The sequence below is a fragment of the Aeromonas sp. 102P genome (assembly GCF_051920345.1).
Taxonomy (GTDB): domain Bacteria; phylum Pseudomonadota; class Gammaproteobacteria; order Enterobacterales; family Aeromonadaceae; genus Aeromonas; species Aeromonas veronii.
Genome location: NZ_JBQBCZ010000001.1, coordinates 2,590,579 through 2,609,201 on the forward strand (window position 1 = coordinate 2,590,579; position 18,623 = coordinate 2,609,201).

The following is an 18,623-nucleotide window of genomic DNA, read 5'->3' on the forward strand; positions in this document are numbered from 1 at the left end:
ATGCCGCTTGCATCGTCATGACTTTATCTCCCCTTTGGGCACGCGGTACATCTTGGGCGAGGTGCCGAGCGCCTGCTTGTAGCGATAGGTGGTCTCCTTCACCAGCCGTTGGGCGATGGGGCTGTCCGGATCATCCAGATTGCCGAACACCAGCGCCTTGGTGGGGCAGGATTCCACGCACGCCGGCTCCTTGCCCGCCGCCAGGTTGGTCTTGCGGCAAAAGTCGCATTTGTCCGCCACTCGGGTGACCGGGTTGATAAAGCGCACCTGATAGGGGCAGGCGGCGAGGCAATACATGCAGCCGACGCAGAGATCCGCGTCGACATCGACGATGCCATCCTCCTTGCGAATATGGGAGGCGCCGGTCGGGCAGACGTGCACGCAGGGGGCGTTGTCACAGTGCTGGCAGGACTTGCGAAAGAAGTGGTACTCGGCGTCGGGAAATTCCCCGATGGGGCCTGAGCGGATGATCTCGAGGCGCGAGACCCCTTCTGGCACTTTGTTCACTTCCCGGCAGGCATCCATGCAAGCGGTGCAGCCGATGCAGGCCGTCTCATCGTGGATCATGCCATAGCGGACCCCGTCTATGGTCTGGCTGTGGGCAAGGGGGGTGGCAAGGGTGCGAGTCGGCCCCGTCATCATGATAAGGGCCCCTGCGCCCATGCCCGCCATAAAGTCACGGCGAGAGCAGCTCATGATGCCTCCTTGCCGGTAGCCGGTTTGGACTGCTCCTGCCGGGCCTTGCTGGCCTCATGTTGCTTGCTGTGACAGTCGACGCAGAGCTTGATGCGGGATTTTTCCGGGATCGCCACCATGGGCTCCTTGGCCGGATGCAACTGGTGACAGCTGGTGCAGGTGAGCTTGGTGGCGTGCACGTCGTGGGCCCAGAGCGCCTCGCGCAGCTCTTTAGGCTCGTGGCAGCTCATGCAGACTCCATTCTGCTCGCTGATGGGATAAAGCTTGATGCTCTCTTTATCCTTCAGGCTGTGGCTGAAGCGCATCACATCCTTGACCCCTTCCCGGTGCTGGGGGGAGGGCTGGCCGTGGCAGTTGGTGCAGGTCACCGGTTTAAGGTTGTTGGGATTGGTCGCCTGACCATGCTTGCCGTGCATCCCTTCGCTCTGCTCCTTGTGACAGTCGGTGCAGGCCTTGTCGGGATTGCGTAAAAATTCCACCTCATGTGTAGCTGGAACAGGGGCTGCTGCCGGCTCGGCCGCCTGACCCTGCAGGCTGGTGAGCAGCATGGCTGCCATCAGCATCAGTCGTAAAAAATCCATCGTTAAATCACCCATAGGAAGCCTCCATCCGCTGAGGGCCCGACTTGGCGCCGGACCCGCAGGCGCCGTTACTGTGCCAGCCGTCCGGCTGCTTTGGCCTCGGCATCCCAGGCGGGGACCGTGGTCTTGAGGAATTGGGCCTTGTCGCTGTTGAACTGCTTCATATCCATGCCAAGGGCGGCTTGCGCTTTCTCCTTGGTGGAGATGTCGGGGATGGCGATCTCGTGGCTGATCCCCTTGCTGGCCAACAGGCGCGCCAGCTTGGTGCGGGCGTCAGCGGCTTTATCCAGCGCGCTGCCAAGTACCTTGAGGGCCACTTCGGGGGCGTGCATCTGCACCCCGTGGGATGCGATGGCGTAGTCCCAGCGCCACTGGGCGTGACGGATGTCCTGCAGAATATCCTTCATCTCAGCCTCGGTGGCGCCGGCATCCCAGGCCGCCTTGGCTTCAAAGTGGGCGTGTACCAGCTGCTTCTCGACCTTCAGCTTGGTTTCGATTACCGCCTCTTTGCGCTGCTTGACGATCCCCTGCAGCATCTCCTTGCTCTGGGTATGACAGTTGCGGCAGGTCTGCTCGAAACGATCGAAGGGGTTCCCCACTTTGTGATCCGTGTAGACCTTGCCCTGCTCGTTCTGCACCTTGGGCATGTGGCAATCGACACAGGCGACGTTGTTCTGGCCGTGAATGCCGGCGCGCCAGGTTTCGTACTCGGGGTGCTGGGCTTTCAGCATGGGGGTTTTGGAGAGGGCATGAGTCCAGTCGGCAAAGCCGATTTCATCGTAATAGGCCTCCATCTGCTCCACCGTGGTGCCCTTGTCCCAGGGAAATTTGACCGCCTTGGTGGGGCCGCTGAAGTAGTACTCCACGTGGCACTGGCCGCACACCTGGGACTGCTGATCAAAGCGCCCCTGCTCCTTGAACGGCTTGCCGATGGCTGTCATGGCCCGATCGGCATAGGGACGGGAGAGGTGCAGGGCCGGTTTACCCTCCTTGAACTCCTTCGAGGCGGTGTCGTGGCAGTCGGCGCAGCCGATGGTGTTGACGATCTCGGGGCCGCCCTTGGCCCACATCCCTTTGAAGTAGCCATCCTCACCCTGCTCGTCGATGACGCGGGCCACATCCGGGCCTTTGCAGCTCCAGCAGGCCATGGGCAGGGGGCCATCTTCGGCTGTTTTCGGGGCGCCGGTGCGCAGGGTTTCGCGCACATCGGTCAGGGCATAGAAGTGACCGCGCGGCTTGTTGTAATCCTTGGCGAAGGGGTAACCGCCCCACAGCACCACCATGTTGGGATCTTCCGCCAGCGCATCGGTGCGTTCCTTGCTTTCGCTGGTGGCTTGCCAGCTGGTGAACTGATCGGCGTGATCCTTGGCGAACAGCTCGCTGCGCGCCTCGATCTTGCCTTTGGGTTGCGTGTCATCGGCTGCCTGTGCCCAGCCGCTGCTGCCAAGGCTGGTAGTCAGCAGCAGGGCGGCGAGGCCCAGTTTGATATGCCTGTGTTGTGAACCCACGTTTATCACTCCCAGATAAATGTTTTGGTCTCGTCTGACCCGTTCCATCTTGGTGTGGATCTTCCCCCCGTCGGGCGGGGTGGGCAGACATTCGCTTGCGGGTGAATAAAACCGCGCAATATATGATTGCTCGAGGGTTACCCTAACAAATAGGTAAATTTAATGATGATTTATCGGAGGGAGAGTTGTGCCAGATCAATTGGTGCACAGGATTGATCGCTGAAATGAGATCTGGATTAAATTTTATGGAAACTCAACTTCTTGTTAACTGCCGAGCATTCGATGGCAGGAGTTTGAACGGTACAGTTGCGTACTGGCACTTTTTGCTGCTGATCCTGATTGCTGCCGTATTGTTCACATATTCTGGCAATGTCTTATGCTAATAATTGACTGAATATGCAAATTTGCGGTGTTGTGGTGTGAGCTTTTGACCTTCGGATTATGATCCATTTATTGAAGCTGCAGTGGATTTATCGTCAAACGACAGAAATGGTCACATGGAGTCTGATAGACCTGTTAATAAAGGTGATGGGATTGGGGTCATCCAAATCTCATTTCATTTAAAAAGGCCTGTTAGATGCACAATCTTGTAAGTTATGGCCATTTTATGGCAATCATTGTCGAAAATAGCGAAAAGACCCACTTAGTCTGGTGCGGTATGATTATTGAACAGACAAGTACCCTGTAGGTACTGATGTTGGTGGTTAAGGTTTTGCTGGAGGTTGTATGGCTGAGTTGCAAATTGAAAAGTCCACGGTGATCTCCCAACTCGAGGGCTCCGTGTTTGTCATCAGTGCAGATGGATCTGTCATACGAGCAAAAGTGGGGATGGCATTGCAGCCGGGGGATCGCCTGCAAGCTGCCCAAGGGGGCCATTTTCAACTAGCCGAGCCGGGCAGTGATCCTGCTGGTGAGCAAGATATGGTCGCCAAACCTGAGCCTGCTGCTGATGGACAACCGACCGATCCGGAACTGGCCTCATTGCAAGAGGCGATTCGTCAGGGTATTGACCCGACCGAATTGTTCCAGGAGACCGCCGCCGGTAACGCTGCCGCAGCCGCTGGCAATATAGGTGGTGTTGCCGGTTCCAGCTCGGGTGGTTTTGTGGTGGTCGATCGTACCAATGATGCCACCCTGGCCGAGGCCGGTTTTGATACCGATCATGCGGTGCAATCTGTGGGCGATGAGCTGCTGTTTTCCGAAGAGCGTGATTTCTTTGCCGCCATCACCATCACCGAACCCCAAACCAGCGACAACATTATCAACGCCGATGAAGCGGCGGGCGTCATCATTCGTGGTGTGGTGGATGATGTGGAGGTGGGCCAGCCGGTCACTGTGACCCTTATCGATCAGGCGGGAAATTCACTGACGGTGACGACCGTGGTGCTGCCCGGCCTGGTGTGGGAAGCCAATTTTGGCGATGTGACCGGCAAGCTGGTGGATGGCCCGTTGCAGATTGTGGCTAATACCCAGGATCAGGCGGGCAACAACGCCAGTGATACCGGACAGACCCTGCTCGATACCATCACCACCATTACCCTCGATCTCGCCGATGAGAGCGACACCGGCGCCAGCCAGACCGATGATCTGACCCGTGACAATACCCCGCTGCTGCAAGGGAAGGGGGAGCCCGGCGCCACCGTAACCCTGAGCCTTGGCGGCAGCGTGCTCACCATCCTGACGGTGGATGCCGCCGGTAACTGGCAATATCAGCTGCCGCAGACCCTGGCCGATGGCCAGTACCAGTTTCAGGTCAATTCCGTGGATATTGCCGGCAACCGCGCCAGCGATACCCTTGTTATCAATGTCGATACCCAGGCCTTTATCGATATCGATGATCTCGATTCCGCAGCCCTGTTTGGCAACAGCAGCGCCATCCTGAGTGGTTCCACCAGCAATGTGGAAGCGGGTCAGAGTGTCACCATCACACTTGTTGACAGCAATGGCCAGCCGCTGCTGACCACCTCGGCACTGGTGGGGGCCGATGGCCGCTGGCAGGTGAGCAGTCTTGATCTCTCCGGTATCAATCAATCCTTTGAAGTGCGTGCCAGTGTCACCGATCTGGCGGGCAACAGCGCCAGCGATGGGGCGCCGCTGATCGGTCAGAGCGAAACCTTGACGCTCTCCGAAGCCGGATTGGCCGGTGGCCCGATCACCGCGACCGGTAGTCTAAATACCGGTGCTGGCCAGGATGGCAATCTGCAAGTCCAGTTCTCCGCTGATCAGAGTGCCTTGGAAGGGCTGGGGCTCGTCAGCCATGGCGCGCCTCTTGGCTACACCATCAACGGTCAGACCCTGACCGCCAGTGCTGGTGGGGCGACTGTCTTCACCCTGACCCTCAACAATGACGGAAGTTACCGCATCGTCTGGAGTCAAAGCCTGGATCACGGTCAGGACGTGTTGCGCCTGCCGTTCAACCTCGAATATCGAGACAGCGACGGCGATTTGGTGAAGGCGCCGCTGGTGATCAATCTGGTGGACAGCAATCCGCCCAACTTTGACGTTGATCTCCCGCCCATTACCCTGACCGAAGATGCCTTTATCAACGGTGCTGCCGTAGTGGGTGAGAGTCGCTTTGTAGTCAAACACGGTGTCGATCCTTTGTTGGTGGATTCGCTGGTGTTCAGCAATCAGAGCAGCACCCTGACTACCCTCAACGGCTCGGGTCTTGCCAGCGATGGTCATCCGCTGACCTTTGAATTTGCCGATGATCGCACCCTGGTGGGTTACTACCTGGATGGCAGTGGCCAACGGGTGGAGGTGCTGCGCGCCGAATTGAATGCGCAGCAGCAGGGCAGCGATCTGGCTGGTCGGGTAGTGGTCACCCTCACCGGCCCGCTCGATCATCAGGGCAGCGACACGCTTTCCCTCGGTTTGCAGGTTAGCGCCAACGAGATCGATGGCGACAGCACCAGTGCCAACCTGACGTTGACTGTCAATGATGGCAGTGATCCCGCATTGGGCATCGACAAGGGGGTCGCCCTGCAAGAGGGGGGCAACCAGAGCATCGATGGTCAGCTGCCGGTGACGGTGGGCAGCGATCGTCTGGTCTCCCTCAACTTTGAGGCTAACCAACCGGCGCTGGCGGGGCTTACCAGCCAGGGCAAGGCGACGACTTACGAGGTTCAGGACAACCAGCTGATCGTCAAGGATTGGCAGGGCAAGGCAATCCTCACCGTTACCATCGGACTGGATGGCAAATACAACGTCTCTCTGACCGGGGGGGGTTGACGAGCCGGAAGCGACCAACAGCCTCAACCTTGGCCTGAAGGTACAGGGCTCAGATTTTGACGGCGACAAGAGCAATCTCGGCACCCTCAATATCACCATTACCGATGGTGCCTTGCCGCAGGTTAATCCTGTCTCCCTCACGCTCACCGAAGATAGCAACTGGCAGCAAGACCAGACCCTTGACGGTGATCTGACTATCACTGCGGGCAGCGATCCGCTGGCCAGCATCACTTTCGATGCCAATCAGCCGGGGCTGCAAGGGTTCACCTCGGGCAAGCAGGCCGTGACCATCGCGGTGGCCGATCATCGTATCGAGGGACGCACCCCAGATGGCAAGCTGGTGTTTGAGCTGACCCTCGGTAACGATGGCAAATACAGCTTTACCCTCCATCAACCGCTGGATCAGGGCAGTGCCGACAGCCTGCTCAAGGCAGGCTTTACCTTGCTCGACAGCGATGGTGACAGGGTCTCCTCCACCATTACGGTTGCGGTGGGGGATGGTGCCAATCCGACCATCTCCGCCGTGACCGGCACCACCATCACCGAGATGGCGCAAGGTGAGGCAGCCGCGGTCAGCACCATGAGTTTCTCGGTCGCGCACGGCAGCGATGCCCTTGACCCTAACTCTCTCGGTTTTGACATCGCCGCTATCCAGAGCACCCTGACCGGACTCACCAGCCACGGCAACCCGGTTACTTTCACCGTCGATCCCGCAACCGGCCAACTGGTCGGAACCGCCGGTGGGCTGGTGGTGCTGCGCGCCGAGCTGAGCCTGGTCGATAACAACGGTAACTGGAGCGTCACCGCCAAGGTCACCCTGAGCGGCGAGCTGGATCACAAGGGGAGTGAATCCCTCAACCTGCCGCTTGCCGTCACCCTGGCCGACAAGGATGGCGATCGCATCGGTACCACGCTGCCGCTCACCATCGCGGATGGCAAGGCCCCAAGCTTTATCCCGGGCAAAGGCGTGTCCCTGGATGAGGGGGACCTCACTGGCAGCAACAGCCTGAGTCAAACCGGTCACTTCGATGTGCAAGCCGGGTCGGATCGGGTGGTCGAGGTGGCCTTTGCCGATGGCAGCGAACAACCTGTGCTGACCGCCTTGGGTAAACCGGTGCAGTACGAGCTGGTGGATGGTGACCCGCTGATCCCCGGCAGCCAACTGCTCAAGGGCTATGTGATGGTGGATGGCCAGCGGGTCGAGGTGTTCGAGGTCAAACTGGTTGGCAGCCTCGATCAGGCGGGCAAAAACGGGTTTGACTATCAGGTCACCCTCTATCAGGGGCTTTATCAGGGCTCTAACGCCGTGACCGAGCTGCCCATCAAGGTGATCGTCAACGACTACGACAAGGCGGGCGGCAACAACGACAGCACCAGCGGCACCCTCAATATCCAGATTGGGGAAGGGGAGAAACCAACCCTCACCCTGACCGATGTAACCCTCAATGAAGGGCGCTTCGATGGCGCCAATTCTGCCACTGATGACCAGCAGACGAGCGGCAAGATCACCATCAAGGCTGACTCGGATCCGGTGACTGATGTGCGACTGACCCTCTCCGGTCAGGTCATGGATGCCAGCGGCAAGCCCATCACCCATAACGGTGAACCCCTGACCTGGAAAGCGGTTGGCACCGATGGTCACACCTTCCAGGCGGTGACCAGTGGCGGTCTGGTAGTGATGACGGTCTCCATCCCCACCGTCCCTGCCTACATCGCCGCGCACACCAGCGCAGAGATCGGTTATCAGGTAACGGTGCATACCAACCTGGATCACGGGGCAGACAACAAGCTGGAACTGAATCTGCCGGTCGAAGTCACCGACAGCGACGGCAGTAAAAATCAGGGCACCGCCACTGTCACGGTGACTGATGGCATCAACCCGATCATATCCGCCATTGAACCGGTTCGGGTCGAGGAGTCGGATCTCGATGCAGTGAACGGTCAGCATCCGGGGACCACACCAGCAGAGAGTGGAGAAACCGATAGTGGCAAGGTGACCATCACTGCCGGTTCGGATCGGGTTGCCTCCCTTGAGCTGGATGTGGCTGCATTCAATCAGGCCAATCATCTCACGTCGGGTGGCAAAGCGGTTACGCTGGCGGCACACAGCACCGGCTGGTATCTGGCTACGGCCGAGGGGGGCAAACCCGTTTTCTGGGTCCACCTCGATGTTAACGGCAGTTACAGCGTCCATCTGGTAGGCCAGCTTGATCACGGTGCACAGGGCAAGGATGAGTTGACCATCGAAGTGCCGCTGTTTGTCACCGATCATGATGGCGATCGCAGTCCGAACGTCAGTGTGACCGTGACGGTACAAGATGACATGCCTATCGGCACTGTGCTGGCACATACCCTGAGCGAGGGGAGCAGTACCGTGACCGGCGATCTGCTGCCTACTGCCAATGAAGGTGCGGATGGTGCCCGCGTCGAGTCGATTACCATCAATGGCCTGACGTACGCCATCAATGGCTCTTTGATACAAGATGTGCTGAGCCCCGATGGCAAGCAGGTTATGGGAACCCTGACCATCTCTGCCGATGGGTCCTACTCCTTCAAGCCTGCGGCCGGTTTCAATCACGATGCAAGTCAGCTCAGTCAGGTGGTGACAGCCCATCTGGTCGATGGCGATGGCGATCGTGCAGACAGCACACTGACCCTCAATCTGCAGGATGAAGCGGTGCGCTTTACCGTTAGCACAGCCATTGGTAACGAAGATCAGGGGGCGCAAGACCCGAGGCTGGGTATCCCTATCAACATGCAGCTCGATATTGGCGATTTCGATCGCGGTGAGCATGTGGATCAGTTGCTTATCCAGGCGCCAGCCAATGCCCATGGCACCTTCTATTACAACGGCGTTGCCCTCACCACCACGGCTGATGGCAAGTGGTTTATCGTGCCGCCAGCGGCCATGGTGACCAGTGATAATGTTCACTACACCACTCAGGGGGTGACCTTTGTGCCTTCAAGCAACTGGTCGAGCTGGAGCATTGGCGGTCAGCCGCTGCACTTCCAGGTGCAACTGCAGGTCGGTGTCACCGAAGGGGCAGCACCTGCGGCTGTAACGGGCGATCTGGCTGTGACAGTGCGCGGCGTGGCCGACAAGCCGTTGTGGGACACAGCCAACACCACTCGCCACTATGACACCAATGAAGACAGCACGGGTATCAAGCTGGACGTCAAGGCGAGCCTGACTGATACAGACAGATCCGAGACGTTGACCTATCAGATCAAGCTGGAAGCGGGCAAGGGAACCCTGATGCTCAACGGAGTCGAGCTCAAGCCAAATAGCAGTGGCATCTACACAGTTTCGGCCGGCAACATCAACAAGGTGACTGTGGTTCCGGGCAAGGATTTCAGTGGTGACATCAAGCTGTCGGTGACGCCGATCAGCACCGAGAAGAACCCGATCGCTCAGGGGCAGGGTACGGCGCAGGGAGACAAAATTGATCTGGTGATCAACGTCAATCCGGTGGCCGATGACGCCAAGCTCACCGTGCGTGACATTCAGGGCAAGGAAGACACCCTGCTCGATCTGGGCAGCAAGATCTCCCTTGCTCATCTGGGTGACAAACTCGATGGCTCCGAGCAGATGTTTGTCCGCATCAGTGGTCTGCCTGACGGTGCAACCTTGTTGCTGGGTGGTTCCGCCGTTGCACAGAACATAGCCGGTTACTATGAGGTTCCTTTTGATCGGATTGGCGAACTCAAGCTGCAACCGCCGAAAAACAGCAACGTCGATTTCGATCTGACCATCAAGGGGGTGGTGAAAGACACGGCGACCTTGACCGATGCCAGTGGCCAGACCCATACCGTGGTGAACGAAAAGGAGACGGGCTCCCAGACCCTTCATGTGGATCTGGTGGGGGTGGTGGATCAGCCTCACTTCGAGCTTGGCAATACCGGCTGGGAGGCCGAAGGGACAGGCTATGCCACCACAGTGGGTGAGGATGGACGGGCACCGCTCAACTTTACCCTCACCTCGGGCGAGTGGGTCGATACCCCGCACGATACTTCCGAGAGCCTCAACGTGGTGCTGCAAGGGCTGCCGGAAGGTGCTCGGGTCTTTGATGCCAATGGCAAGGAGCTGACCCTCACCTTTGCCGGACTCGACGCCCATGGCAAGCCGACCTATCAGGTCGATGTCTCCGATTTTGGCAACCTGCTTATTCAGCCGCCCCATAACAGCACGGCGGATTTGAACCTGATCGCCAAGGTGGTGGTGACCGAGAACGATGGTGATCACAAGAGCTTCGATGTGCCGCTGCATATCAAGGTGGAACCGGAAATTGACGCCACCGACTACAGCAAGACCAGCCATGGCCTGGAAGATCAGTTCACCGTGCTGGACTGGCATCCGACCCTTACTGACGGCGCCGAGAAGGTGACGGCGCTGAGTCTCTCCGGGGTGAAGGATGGCTACCAGATCTGGCTGCGAGTCGGCGGTGTCGAGAGCCAGCTGACCGTGGTCAGTGGCAAGGTCACCCTGACTGCTGCCCAGCTCGACAGCCTGCTCAACGGGGGGCAGCTGCTGGTGAAGGCGCCGGAGGATAGCGATCGGGATACCAATATCCAGAGCCATGTTACCGTGACCCAGCATGATGTGGATTCGGGCGCGGTGGCCGAGAAGGTGATCGATGGCAATCTGCATGTCGATATCCAGGCCGTGGTGGAGCCCGATGGCGTGCTGACCCAGAGCGGTGGAGCTCTCGTGGGGCAGAGCGGTGCTGATATAGACCTGACTGGACGCTTCGTCTTTACCGACCTCGATCCCTCGAGCGTGGAGGAGATCGACTATCTGGTGATCAACCAGCCGGTGTTGAACGGTGGTGCAGGCGATCAGTTCGTGGTGGTTGGCGGTATCAACAACGGTAACGGCAGCTGGATCGTGCCGGCGGGCAACCTCGGCAGCTTCAAGCTGCATGCGCCGGACGGGTTTGTCGGCAAGGTCGAACCGATCCGCATCGATGCCATGGTTATCGACCGGGGCGATGATGGCGATGCCAGCGCCCATGTCAAAGTGAGCCTGGAAACCAGTGCCGAATTTGAAAACAAGCCAGTGACGCCCAAGACGCCGGCGGCGACTGTCGATATCGACGACAACGCCGTGCTGGTGGGCAAGGAGGATATCCGGGTTGATTTTGGTCAGCAGCTCAAAGGCGTGATCCATATCGGCGCCGCCGACCAGGCGAGCGACGAGGTGACCATTGTCCTCAAGGGGCTGCCAGCGGGCGTCACTATCAGCGGGGCCGAGTACAACATCTCGACCGGTGAGTACGTCATCAAGGTGCCGCCGTCACTGGCGGGCCTGGAAGGGTTGACCCTCGGCTTGCCGCAAGACTTTGCCGGCTCGCTCAATATCGAGGTGAAGGTGGTGAATACCGATACCGCCAGTGGCGACATCAAGGTCGACAGCAGCACGGTACGGGTCGATGTGGCCCCCGTGGTCGATGTGAATAGTGGCCGTGGCGAGCATCCGGAACTGACACTGACCGTGCAGGACACCAACCATGACGGACAGCCTGACAATCTGGAAGATAGCGAGATCCACCTCGATCTCTCGGTGAAACTGGCCGATATCAGCCCCTCCATCGCGGGTGGCGGCCTCGAAACCGTGGAGCGGGTCACCATCACGGTGGATGCCAAATATGGTTACTTCCTCGATGGCAGCGGCCAGCCGGTCAACACTCTGGTGGTCAACGACGTGGCGGCGCTCAAGGACTTGGTGTTTGTGCCCAAAGAGCATTTCAGCGGTCAGGTACCGCTCGACATCAAGGTCGATATCGTCGATACCGCGCTGGTCGGCGGCCAACAGGTGACTGACAGCGGCAGCTGGAGCGGCCAGGTCGGCTTTGAGGTGAGACCGGTCAACGATCCGGCTCAGCTCTCGGTGCATAGCGTTACCGGGAGCGAGGATGGCACGGTCAACCTTGCCGGATTTGGCGCACCCTTATCGACAATGATGGCTCGGAGCAGATCGTCGCGCTGCAGATCAAGGGGGTACCGGATGGCTTCACCCTGTCGGCTCCGGCGGTCAACAATGGTGGCGGCGTCTGGCAGATCCCGGTGGGGACCGATTTCTCCAAGCTGACCCTGATCCCGCCAGCTGATTTCAGCGGCACCGTGGAGCTGTCGCTGAGCGCCTTTACCCTCGACAAGGGGCTCACCATTCCGCTCGAAACCAGTGGCAGCTTTACCGTCACCGTCAATCCGGTGGGGGATGCCCTTATCGCTGACATTCAGGGTCAGGCAAGCGGTACCGAAGGGGATGTGATTACTCTTGATCTGGGGCTGGAGACCCGGGATACCCAGCCAACCGGCGGCAGTGCGGGTAATGTGCATGAGAACAAGCCCGAGCAGGTGCGGGTCACCATCGAAGGGGTGCCTGATGGTGCCGAGATCCGCTTGCCAAACGGCGTGGCGGGGACGGTTGTTGATCTGGGTGGCGGTCGCTGGCAGGTCACTACCGAGGGTGGCAAGCTGGGTGCTGTCGAGCTGGTGACCAATGATGCCAACGGTGCACTGGATCTCAAGATCACCGCCCAGAGCCTCGACAACGGCGCCCTCGGCCCCGAGGTCAATGGCACCATCCATGTGGATGTAAGCCCGGTCAACGATGCGCCAATCAACGTATTGCCAACGACCCCTCAGGTCGCGCAGGAAGATCAGCCTTTCGTCATCCACGGTTTGCAGGTGAAAGATGTGGATGCGGGCAACAGCCCCATCAAGATCACCCTGTCGGTGGAGCATGGCACCCTGACGCTGCCTGCTGGCAGCGGCGTGACAGTGGTCGGCAACGGCACCGGTTCGCTGGTGCTGACCGGCACGCTGGCCGATCTCAATGCCTTGCTCTCTGGTGGGGTCACCTATCAGGGCAACAGTGATTTCTACGGCAATGACGCCCTGACCATGGTCACCAACGATCAGGGGAACACGGGTAGTGGCGGGGCACTCAGCGATACCGATGTGCTGCCTATCGAGGTGCAGCCGGTCAACGATGCCCCGGTCAATCAGCTGCCTGGCAGCATGACGGTGAAGGAGGATGGCTCCCTGTCGCTATCCGGTGTCAGCGTGAAGGATGTGGATGCAGGCAGTGCACCAGTCTCCATGGTGCTGCGGGTCGAGCATGGTGTGCTGACCCTGCTGGGCGCAACCGGTGCCGTGATGGTGCAGGGGGCGGGTACCAGCGAGATCACCCTGGTGGGGTCGCTGGCCGATCTCAACCAGTTGCTGGCAAGTAACCTGCACTATCAACCGGCCAAAGATTTCTGGGGAGAAGATACCCTTACCGTCACTACCTCCGATCAGGGCAACAGCGGTGCGGGCGGTTCTCTGAGCGACACCGATCAGGTGACCATCACTGTCACTCCCGAGCCGGATATGCCGGGTCTGACGGTGGATCAGCATGCGTTCCATGCCTTGCAGGGGGCCGTTATCCCCCTTGGCATCAACGCCAGCGTGGTCAATCCGGCCACCGGCGAGCTCTCCATCCGCATCAGCGGCCTGAATGGTGCTCAGGTGCAGGATGAGCATGGTCAGAGCGTCGGTCATGCCGATGGCAATGGCGACTGGTTGATCCCGGCCGATCACTCGGTTCCGCTCTACTTCAGCGGTTTCGGCGACGGTGATCATGTGCTGGGGATCAGTGCCGAGTCGAGTGTCGGCGGCTCAACCGTCAGCACGCCCCTTGAGACCATTACGGTGCACGGCCAGAGTGGTCATGAGCTGGTCGGTTCCGATCAGGGGGATTGGCTGTTTGGTTCCTCCGGCGATGACCGTCTATTGGGGGGGCATGGCAACGACATCCTCACCAGCGGGGCTGGCAGCGATCTCTTCGTCTGGCAGCACGGGGATGAGGGGAGTCAGGGGCAGCCCGCCATCGATACCATCACCGACTTCCATCCGGAGCAAGGGGACAAGATCGATCTGGCTGATATGCTGCAAGGGGTCACTGGCAATGGTGTCGATGATCTGCTCAAGCATCTCTCAGCCTCGGTGACCACGGGGAGCAATGGCCTGAGCGATGTTAACCTCTCGGTGGCGCCAGCCGGGGATGGTCATGTGACCCAGCAGATCACCCTGAAGGATGTGGATTTGACCAGCTGGAATCTCACCAGCACCTCGTCCCACGATATCCTGCAGAGCATGCTGGAAGATCAGCATAGCCTGATCATCCAGCACCCCTGATAGCGTGTGTGAAGCGTAAAGTAAAAAAGAAGAGCCGGCAATTGCCGGCTCTTTGTTTATCTCTGCGTGGATTGTTTTTATGCGGCCGTAAGGGCCGGGGGATTCAGGCCAACGCCTGTGCCAACAGGTGGATCGGATGTTCACAGCGGAAGCTGGTGCTCATCTCGATCTGCCATTTGCAGGTCTCGCAGTCGGTGATCACCAGATCGGGGGAGAGGCGGTTGATTTGATCAAACAGCCCCTCGCCGATGGTCTGGCTGGTCTGGTAGTTTTCGGACTTGAAGCCGTAGGTGCCGGCGATGCCGCAGCACTGGGACTCCAGTACCGTTACCTTGACCCCGGGAATGGCGCGCAGCAATTCGAGGGTGTAGATGACGCCCCCCATCTTCTCCATGTGGCAGGGGGTGTGGTAGGCGATGTGCAGATTGAGCGGCTTCATCGCCGGTTTGTTGCCCTTGTAAAACTCGTTCCACAGGAAGCGGGTCACCAGCGAGATGCGATCCCGCACCTTGTGGTTGTCCTGCTCCAGCAGGTGGGGATATTCATCGCGCAGGGTAAAGCCGCAGGTGGAGGAGGTGGCTAGCAGCGGCATCTCGTTGCCCAGCAGGGAGTTTTCCATCTGCTTGATATTGAAGGCCGCCTGCTGCTTGGCCTTGTCCATGAAGCCGTTGGCAATCAGCGGTACGCCGCAGCACTTCTCCCGCTCCAGCAACTGCACGCCGATGTTCATGGCGTTGAGCACCTGTACCAGCTCCTTGCCAAGCTGCGGGTGGTTGTAGTTGACGTAGCAGCCGTGGAAGTAGGCGATCTGCCGCGCAAAGCGGGCCTGAGATTCTTTTTGCTTCTTGTACCAGCCGCGGAAGGTGCCCTGGGAGTATTTGGGCAGATCGCGGTGGGATGAGACCCCCAGCGCCTTGTCCAGCACCAGCTTCATCGGCTTGAGGCCGGTGGTGAAGTTGACTACCGGGGCCATCAGGGTAGACATGCTGCCCATCAGATCGGTGTGGGAGAGCACGAACTCGCGGATCCCCGGTTTGAAACCGCTGTAATGATGCTTGGCCTTGGCAATGATGTCACCGATGCGCACCCCGCTCGGGCAGGCCACTTCACAGCGTTTGCAGTTGGTGCAGTGCTTGAGGGCGCTGTCAAACAGCTCCGGGCTCTTGATCCGCAGCCGTTCCCCATCCGGGCCCGCCTGTTTCGGGCCGGGGTAGGCGGGGTTGGCCTTGGCCACCGGGCAGTAGGCGGTACAGACAGTGCATTTGATGCACTGATCGAAAGTTTGGTTGGCATGATCCAGTAGCATGTCAGTTCTCCTCCCGGCGATGATGAAGACACGGGATATGGGACGTAGTAATCATTGGGCCGCGCCCAGAATATGGCCGGCAGCCTGCCAGCCGGTAGCAACCGCGACACCAGAACCAGACCCCTCCTTGATGGGGTCATAGTGCGCCAGCACGCTGCCAGCGCCGTAGAGGTTGGCGAGCGGCTTGCCACCGCGCAGCACTCTGAGCTTGTCGTCGGTCTTGACCCCGAATCCCATGAAAGGGTGGTGGTCAAACAGCCGACGACCGGCCCAGGCGTCCCGCTCCTCCAGACTCAGTACATCGGCATCGAAGATGGGCTCGCGAATGCCACGCAGACGGGACTCCAGCCCGCGGCTGAAGAAGCTGCCGGAGGCGAGCACAAAGTTGTCCGCTTCAAACAGCTGATCATCGCCATTCTGGGTATGTACGCCGACTACCCGGTCACCTTCGTAGCGGGCACCCAGCACCCGCTCGCTGGTGAGGAAGGTGCCGCCAAGGGCGATGAAGCGGCGTTTGAGGGCTTCCTGCATCCGCATCCCGATCAGTGATGGCGGCATGGTGGCCACCTCCTTGATGGTGCAGCCGGTACGCTGTTCCAGCTCCGCCAGACGCGGGCCAACCAGCCCCAGCGAAAGGCAGGCGGGCAGCACGATATGGCGGCAGCCGGGTACGCCGCTCTCCTGCACCATGCGGCTGATCTCGCGGGCCAAATCGGCCACCAGATGATGCTTGTCACACAGGCGCGCGATGTCGGCTGAGCGAAACTCGTGGGGATTGCGGCTGAATTCGGCCAGCTGGGGCAGGCGGATTTCGCCGGTCAGAATACGGCAGTGGGCAAAGCGCGGATGGGTCGCCAGATTGGCGGCCGCCAGTGCCGGATGAAAGTCGCGAAAGCCCTCGAGGGTGGCCAGCAGCAGCACGTCCGGGATCGGCGCATCGGTGACGCAAGCACAGGTATCGGGGGAGAGCCAGGTGCGCTTGAGGGTACCGATGGGAGTCAGGCGCTGGTGATTGGTGTCGTGGCGCACCAGCGGCAATCCCTGCTCGGCGCAGTGGCGCTGCAGATCGGCCAGACTCGCTTCGATATTTTGCATTCCTACTTTGCTGTAGGGGTGATCCGGATGGGCAGCCATAAAGGCGGGCAGGGCGGCGCGGGGATCTCCCTCGCTTTCGAGCAGATCGACCGAGCCGGAGGAGAAGTGCAGGGCACTCTGGCCGGAGGCCATCAGCAGGGTCTTCTGGCCTGCCTCCACCAGCCGCAGGGCAGCCGAGAGTCCCGCCATGCCACCGCCGATAACGATATTGTCAAACTTCATGACGGCTCTCCTTGTGAGTGGTCTCGCTGGTTGGGTCGCGTGGGGTATCGGCAACCAGCTGTGGCGTCGTCCATTCCCCCAGGCCAAACAGCCCTTCGTAGATCCAGTAGGTGAACTCGGCCTCGCGCAAGGCATCGCCCCACAGGACGGGGCGGGTTCCCTTGTAACGCTCCTCGAGGAACTGGCGCAGCATGACGCAGGCCTGGCGACCGTCGGCCTTGCCATACTCCTGCATCAGACCGGCGGCGCGGTAGGCGCACAGCTCGCCCTGACAGGGCCCCATCCCCAGACGGGTGCGGCGGCGCAGGTCGATGAGGTTGTCCACATCCAGCTCGCGCAGGGCGTATTCGATTTCGCCCGCGGTGACCATTTCGCACTCGCAGATCAGGGCGTTGGCTTTCGGATTGTCACGGAAGAAGGCGATGACCCGCTCGCCGTGGCGGTACTGGGCGGAGCCTTCGACCGGCACCGAGAGACCGGGAGCGGAGACCTTTTCCGGATCCCGCGAGCCGGGCAGGCTAAGTTCGGCGGTCTGGCAGGGTTTACTGTTGCCGAGTTTCTTGGCCAGCAGATCGGTGGCCCACTCGGCCATCAGGCGGTAGGTCATCAGCTTGCCGCCGGTGATGGTGTTGAAGCCCTTGAGGCCATCGCGCTCGGCGTGATCCAGCAGCACTATGCCGCGGCTGATATTGCGGCCGGTGTCGTCACCGTCCACCGCCACCAGCGGGCGAACGCCTGCGTAGGCGCGCAGCAGACGGGTGCGGGCCATGATGGGAGCGAGCTTGATACCTTCGCGCAGCAGCACCTCCACCTCTTCGGGCTCGACGGTGAGCTGGTCAATCTTGTTGTAATCGATGCGACTGGAGGTGGTACCGATGAGGGAGATGGTATCGCCCGGCACCAGAATGTCCGCATCCGCCGGTTTGCGGGCGCGGTTGAGCACCAGCTGGTTGATGCGGTAATCCATGATGAGCAGGGAGCCCTTGGCCGGGAACATGCGGATGCCGAGATCGGCGTATTCGCAAATTTGCTGGCCCCAGATGCCGGCGGCGTTGATCACCTCCTGACACTCCACCTCGAACGCTTCGCCGGTGCGGGTGTTGATCGCCTTGACCCCGTGTACCCGATCTTGCGTGCGCAGCAGTCCCAGCACCTTGCTGTGGGTGAAGATACGGGCGCCATGCTCTTTGGCGTCCAGCACGTTGGCGGCGGCGAGGCGGAACGGGTCGACCGTACCATCCGGCACATGGATGGCGCCGATCATCGCCGGGTTGGCGTTGGGCTCCATACGCAGGGCTTCACCGGGATCGAGCTGGCGGGTTTCGATACCGGCCAGGGCGCAGGCATCCATAAAGGTGGTTTGGAAATTGATGTCATCTTCCGGCAGGGTGAGGAAGAGGCCGCCCGTGTCCTCGACACAGTGGCTGGCAATCCGCTTGAGGATGCGGTTTTCCTGGATGCATTCGCGGGCGGACTCCTGATCCGTCACCGCGTAGCGGGCACCGGAGTGGAGCAGGCCGTGGTTGCGGCCGGTGGTGCCGGCGGCGATATCATCGCGCTCGAGCAGGATGCAGTCGATGCCGCGCAGTGCGCAATCGCGCATGATGCCGGCCCCTGTGGCACCGCCGCCTATGATGACGACTTGTGTAGTTATTCTTTTCATTGTTGCCCGTCTCATCTCTTCCAGATGAGGCCAGTGTGGCCTACTTCTGAGTGAAAATGTTTGATATGGGCCAAGTTTGCGCTCGCAAACGCTCATTTGCTCGCGCGTTAATGAGCATTATGTGACATTTGTCACGC

6 protein-coding genes and 1 pseudogene are annotated in these 18,623 nt (G+C 59.9%); 1 reads left to right on the forward strand and 6 read right to left on the reverse strand.

Features of this window, described 5'->3' with window-relative positions:
- Positions 1 to 15 precede the first annotated feature (15 nt).
- From nrfC to nrfA, 3 genes are read right to left on the reverse strand one after another with little or no spacing between them, the layout of a single operon-like run.
- Entirely contained in the window at positions 16 to 696 is a 681-nt protein-coding gene (gene nrfC / locus ACTG1K_RS12235) for a cytochrome c nitrite reductase Fe-S protein (RefSeq protein ID WP_047439516.1), read from the reverse strand.
- On the reverse strand, positions 693 to 1,292 hold the full coding sequence (nrfB, locus tag ACTG1K_RS12240; RefSeq protein WP_047439514.1) for a cytochrome c nitrite reductase pentaheme subunit: 600 nt from the start codon (positions 1,290 to 1,292) through the stop codon (positions 693 to 695). The genes nrfC and nrfB overlap by 4 nt, the downstream gene beginning before the upstream one ends.
- 53 nt (positions 1,293 to 1,345) lie before the next feature.
- On the reverse strand, positions 1,346 to 2,785 hold the full coding sequence (gene nrfA / locus ACTG1K_RS12245; RefSeq protein ID WP_423243608.1) for an ammonia-forming nitrite reductase cytochrome c552 subunit: 1,440 nt from the start codon (positions 2,783 to 2,785) through the stop codon (positions 1,346 to 1,348).
- Positions 2,786 to 3,511: 726 nt separating this feature from the next.
- Between nrfA and ACTG1K_RS12250 the strand changes: the two are divergent.
- Positions 3,512 to 14,200, forward strand: a pseudogene (locus ACTG1K_RS12250) (retention module-containing protein).
- 103 nt (positions 14,201 to 14,303) lie between these two features.
- On the opposite strand, the gene glpC reads toward ACTG1K_RS12250, so the two are convergent.
- From glpC to glpA, 3 genes are read right to left on the reverse strand one after another with little or no spacing between them, the layout of a single operon-like run.
- Positions 14,304 to 15,506 (reverse strand): anaerobic glycerol-3-phosphate dehydrogenase subunit GlpC, encoded by a 1,203-nt coding sequence (gene glpC, locus ACTG1K_RS12255; RefSeq protein WP_440005517.1) that lies wholly within the window; start codon positions 15,504 to 15,506, stop codon positions 14,304 to 14,306.
- A gap of 51 nt (positions 15,507 to 15,557) precedes the next feature.
- Positions 15,558 to 16,823 carry a glycerol-3-phosphate dehydrogenase subunit GlpB gene (gene glpB, locus ACTG1K_RS12260; protein ID WP_047439510.1) on the reverse strand — a complete coding sequence of 422 codons (1,266 nt, stop codon included), beginning with the start codon at positions 16,821 to 16,823 and terminating at the stop codon, positions 15,558 to 15,560.
- The gene (glpA, locus tag ACTG1K_RS12265; protein ID WP_047439508.1) at positions 16,813 to 18,486 is read right to left on the reverse strand and encodes an anaerobic glycerol-3-phosphate dehydrogenase subunit A; all 1,674 of its coding nucleotides are present in this window, start codon (positions 18,484 to 18,486) and stop codon (positions 16,813 to 16,815) included. Before glpA ends, glpB begins: the two co-directional genes overlap by 11 nt.
- Between the last annotated feature and the right edge of the window lie 137 nt (positions 18,487 to 18,623).

Coding starts and splice junctions, on each gene's coding strand:
- nrfC (WP_047439516.1), bottom strand. CDS start 696: ATGAGCTGCTCTCGCCGTGACTTTATGGCGGGCATGGGCGCAGGGGCC.
- nrfB (WP_047439514.1), bottom strand. CDS start 1,292: ATGGGTGATTTAACGATGGATTTTTTACGACTGATGCTGATGGCAGCC.
- glpC (WP_440005517.1), bottom strand. CDS start 15,506: ATGCTACTGGATCATGCCAACCAAACTTTCGATCAGTGCATCAAATGC.
- glpB (WP_047439510.1), bottom strand. CDS start 16,823: ATGAAGTTTGACAATATCGTTATCGGCGGTGGCATGGCGGGACTCTCG.
- glpA (WP_047439508.1), bottom strand. CDS start 18,486: ATGAAAAGAATAACTACACAAGTCGTCATCATAGGCGGCGGTGCCACA.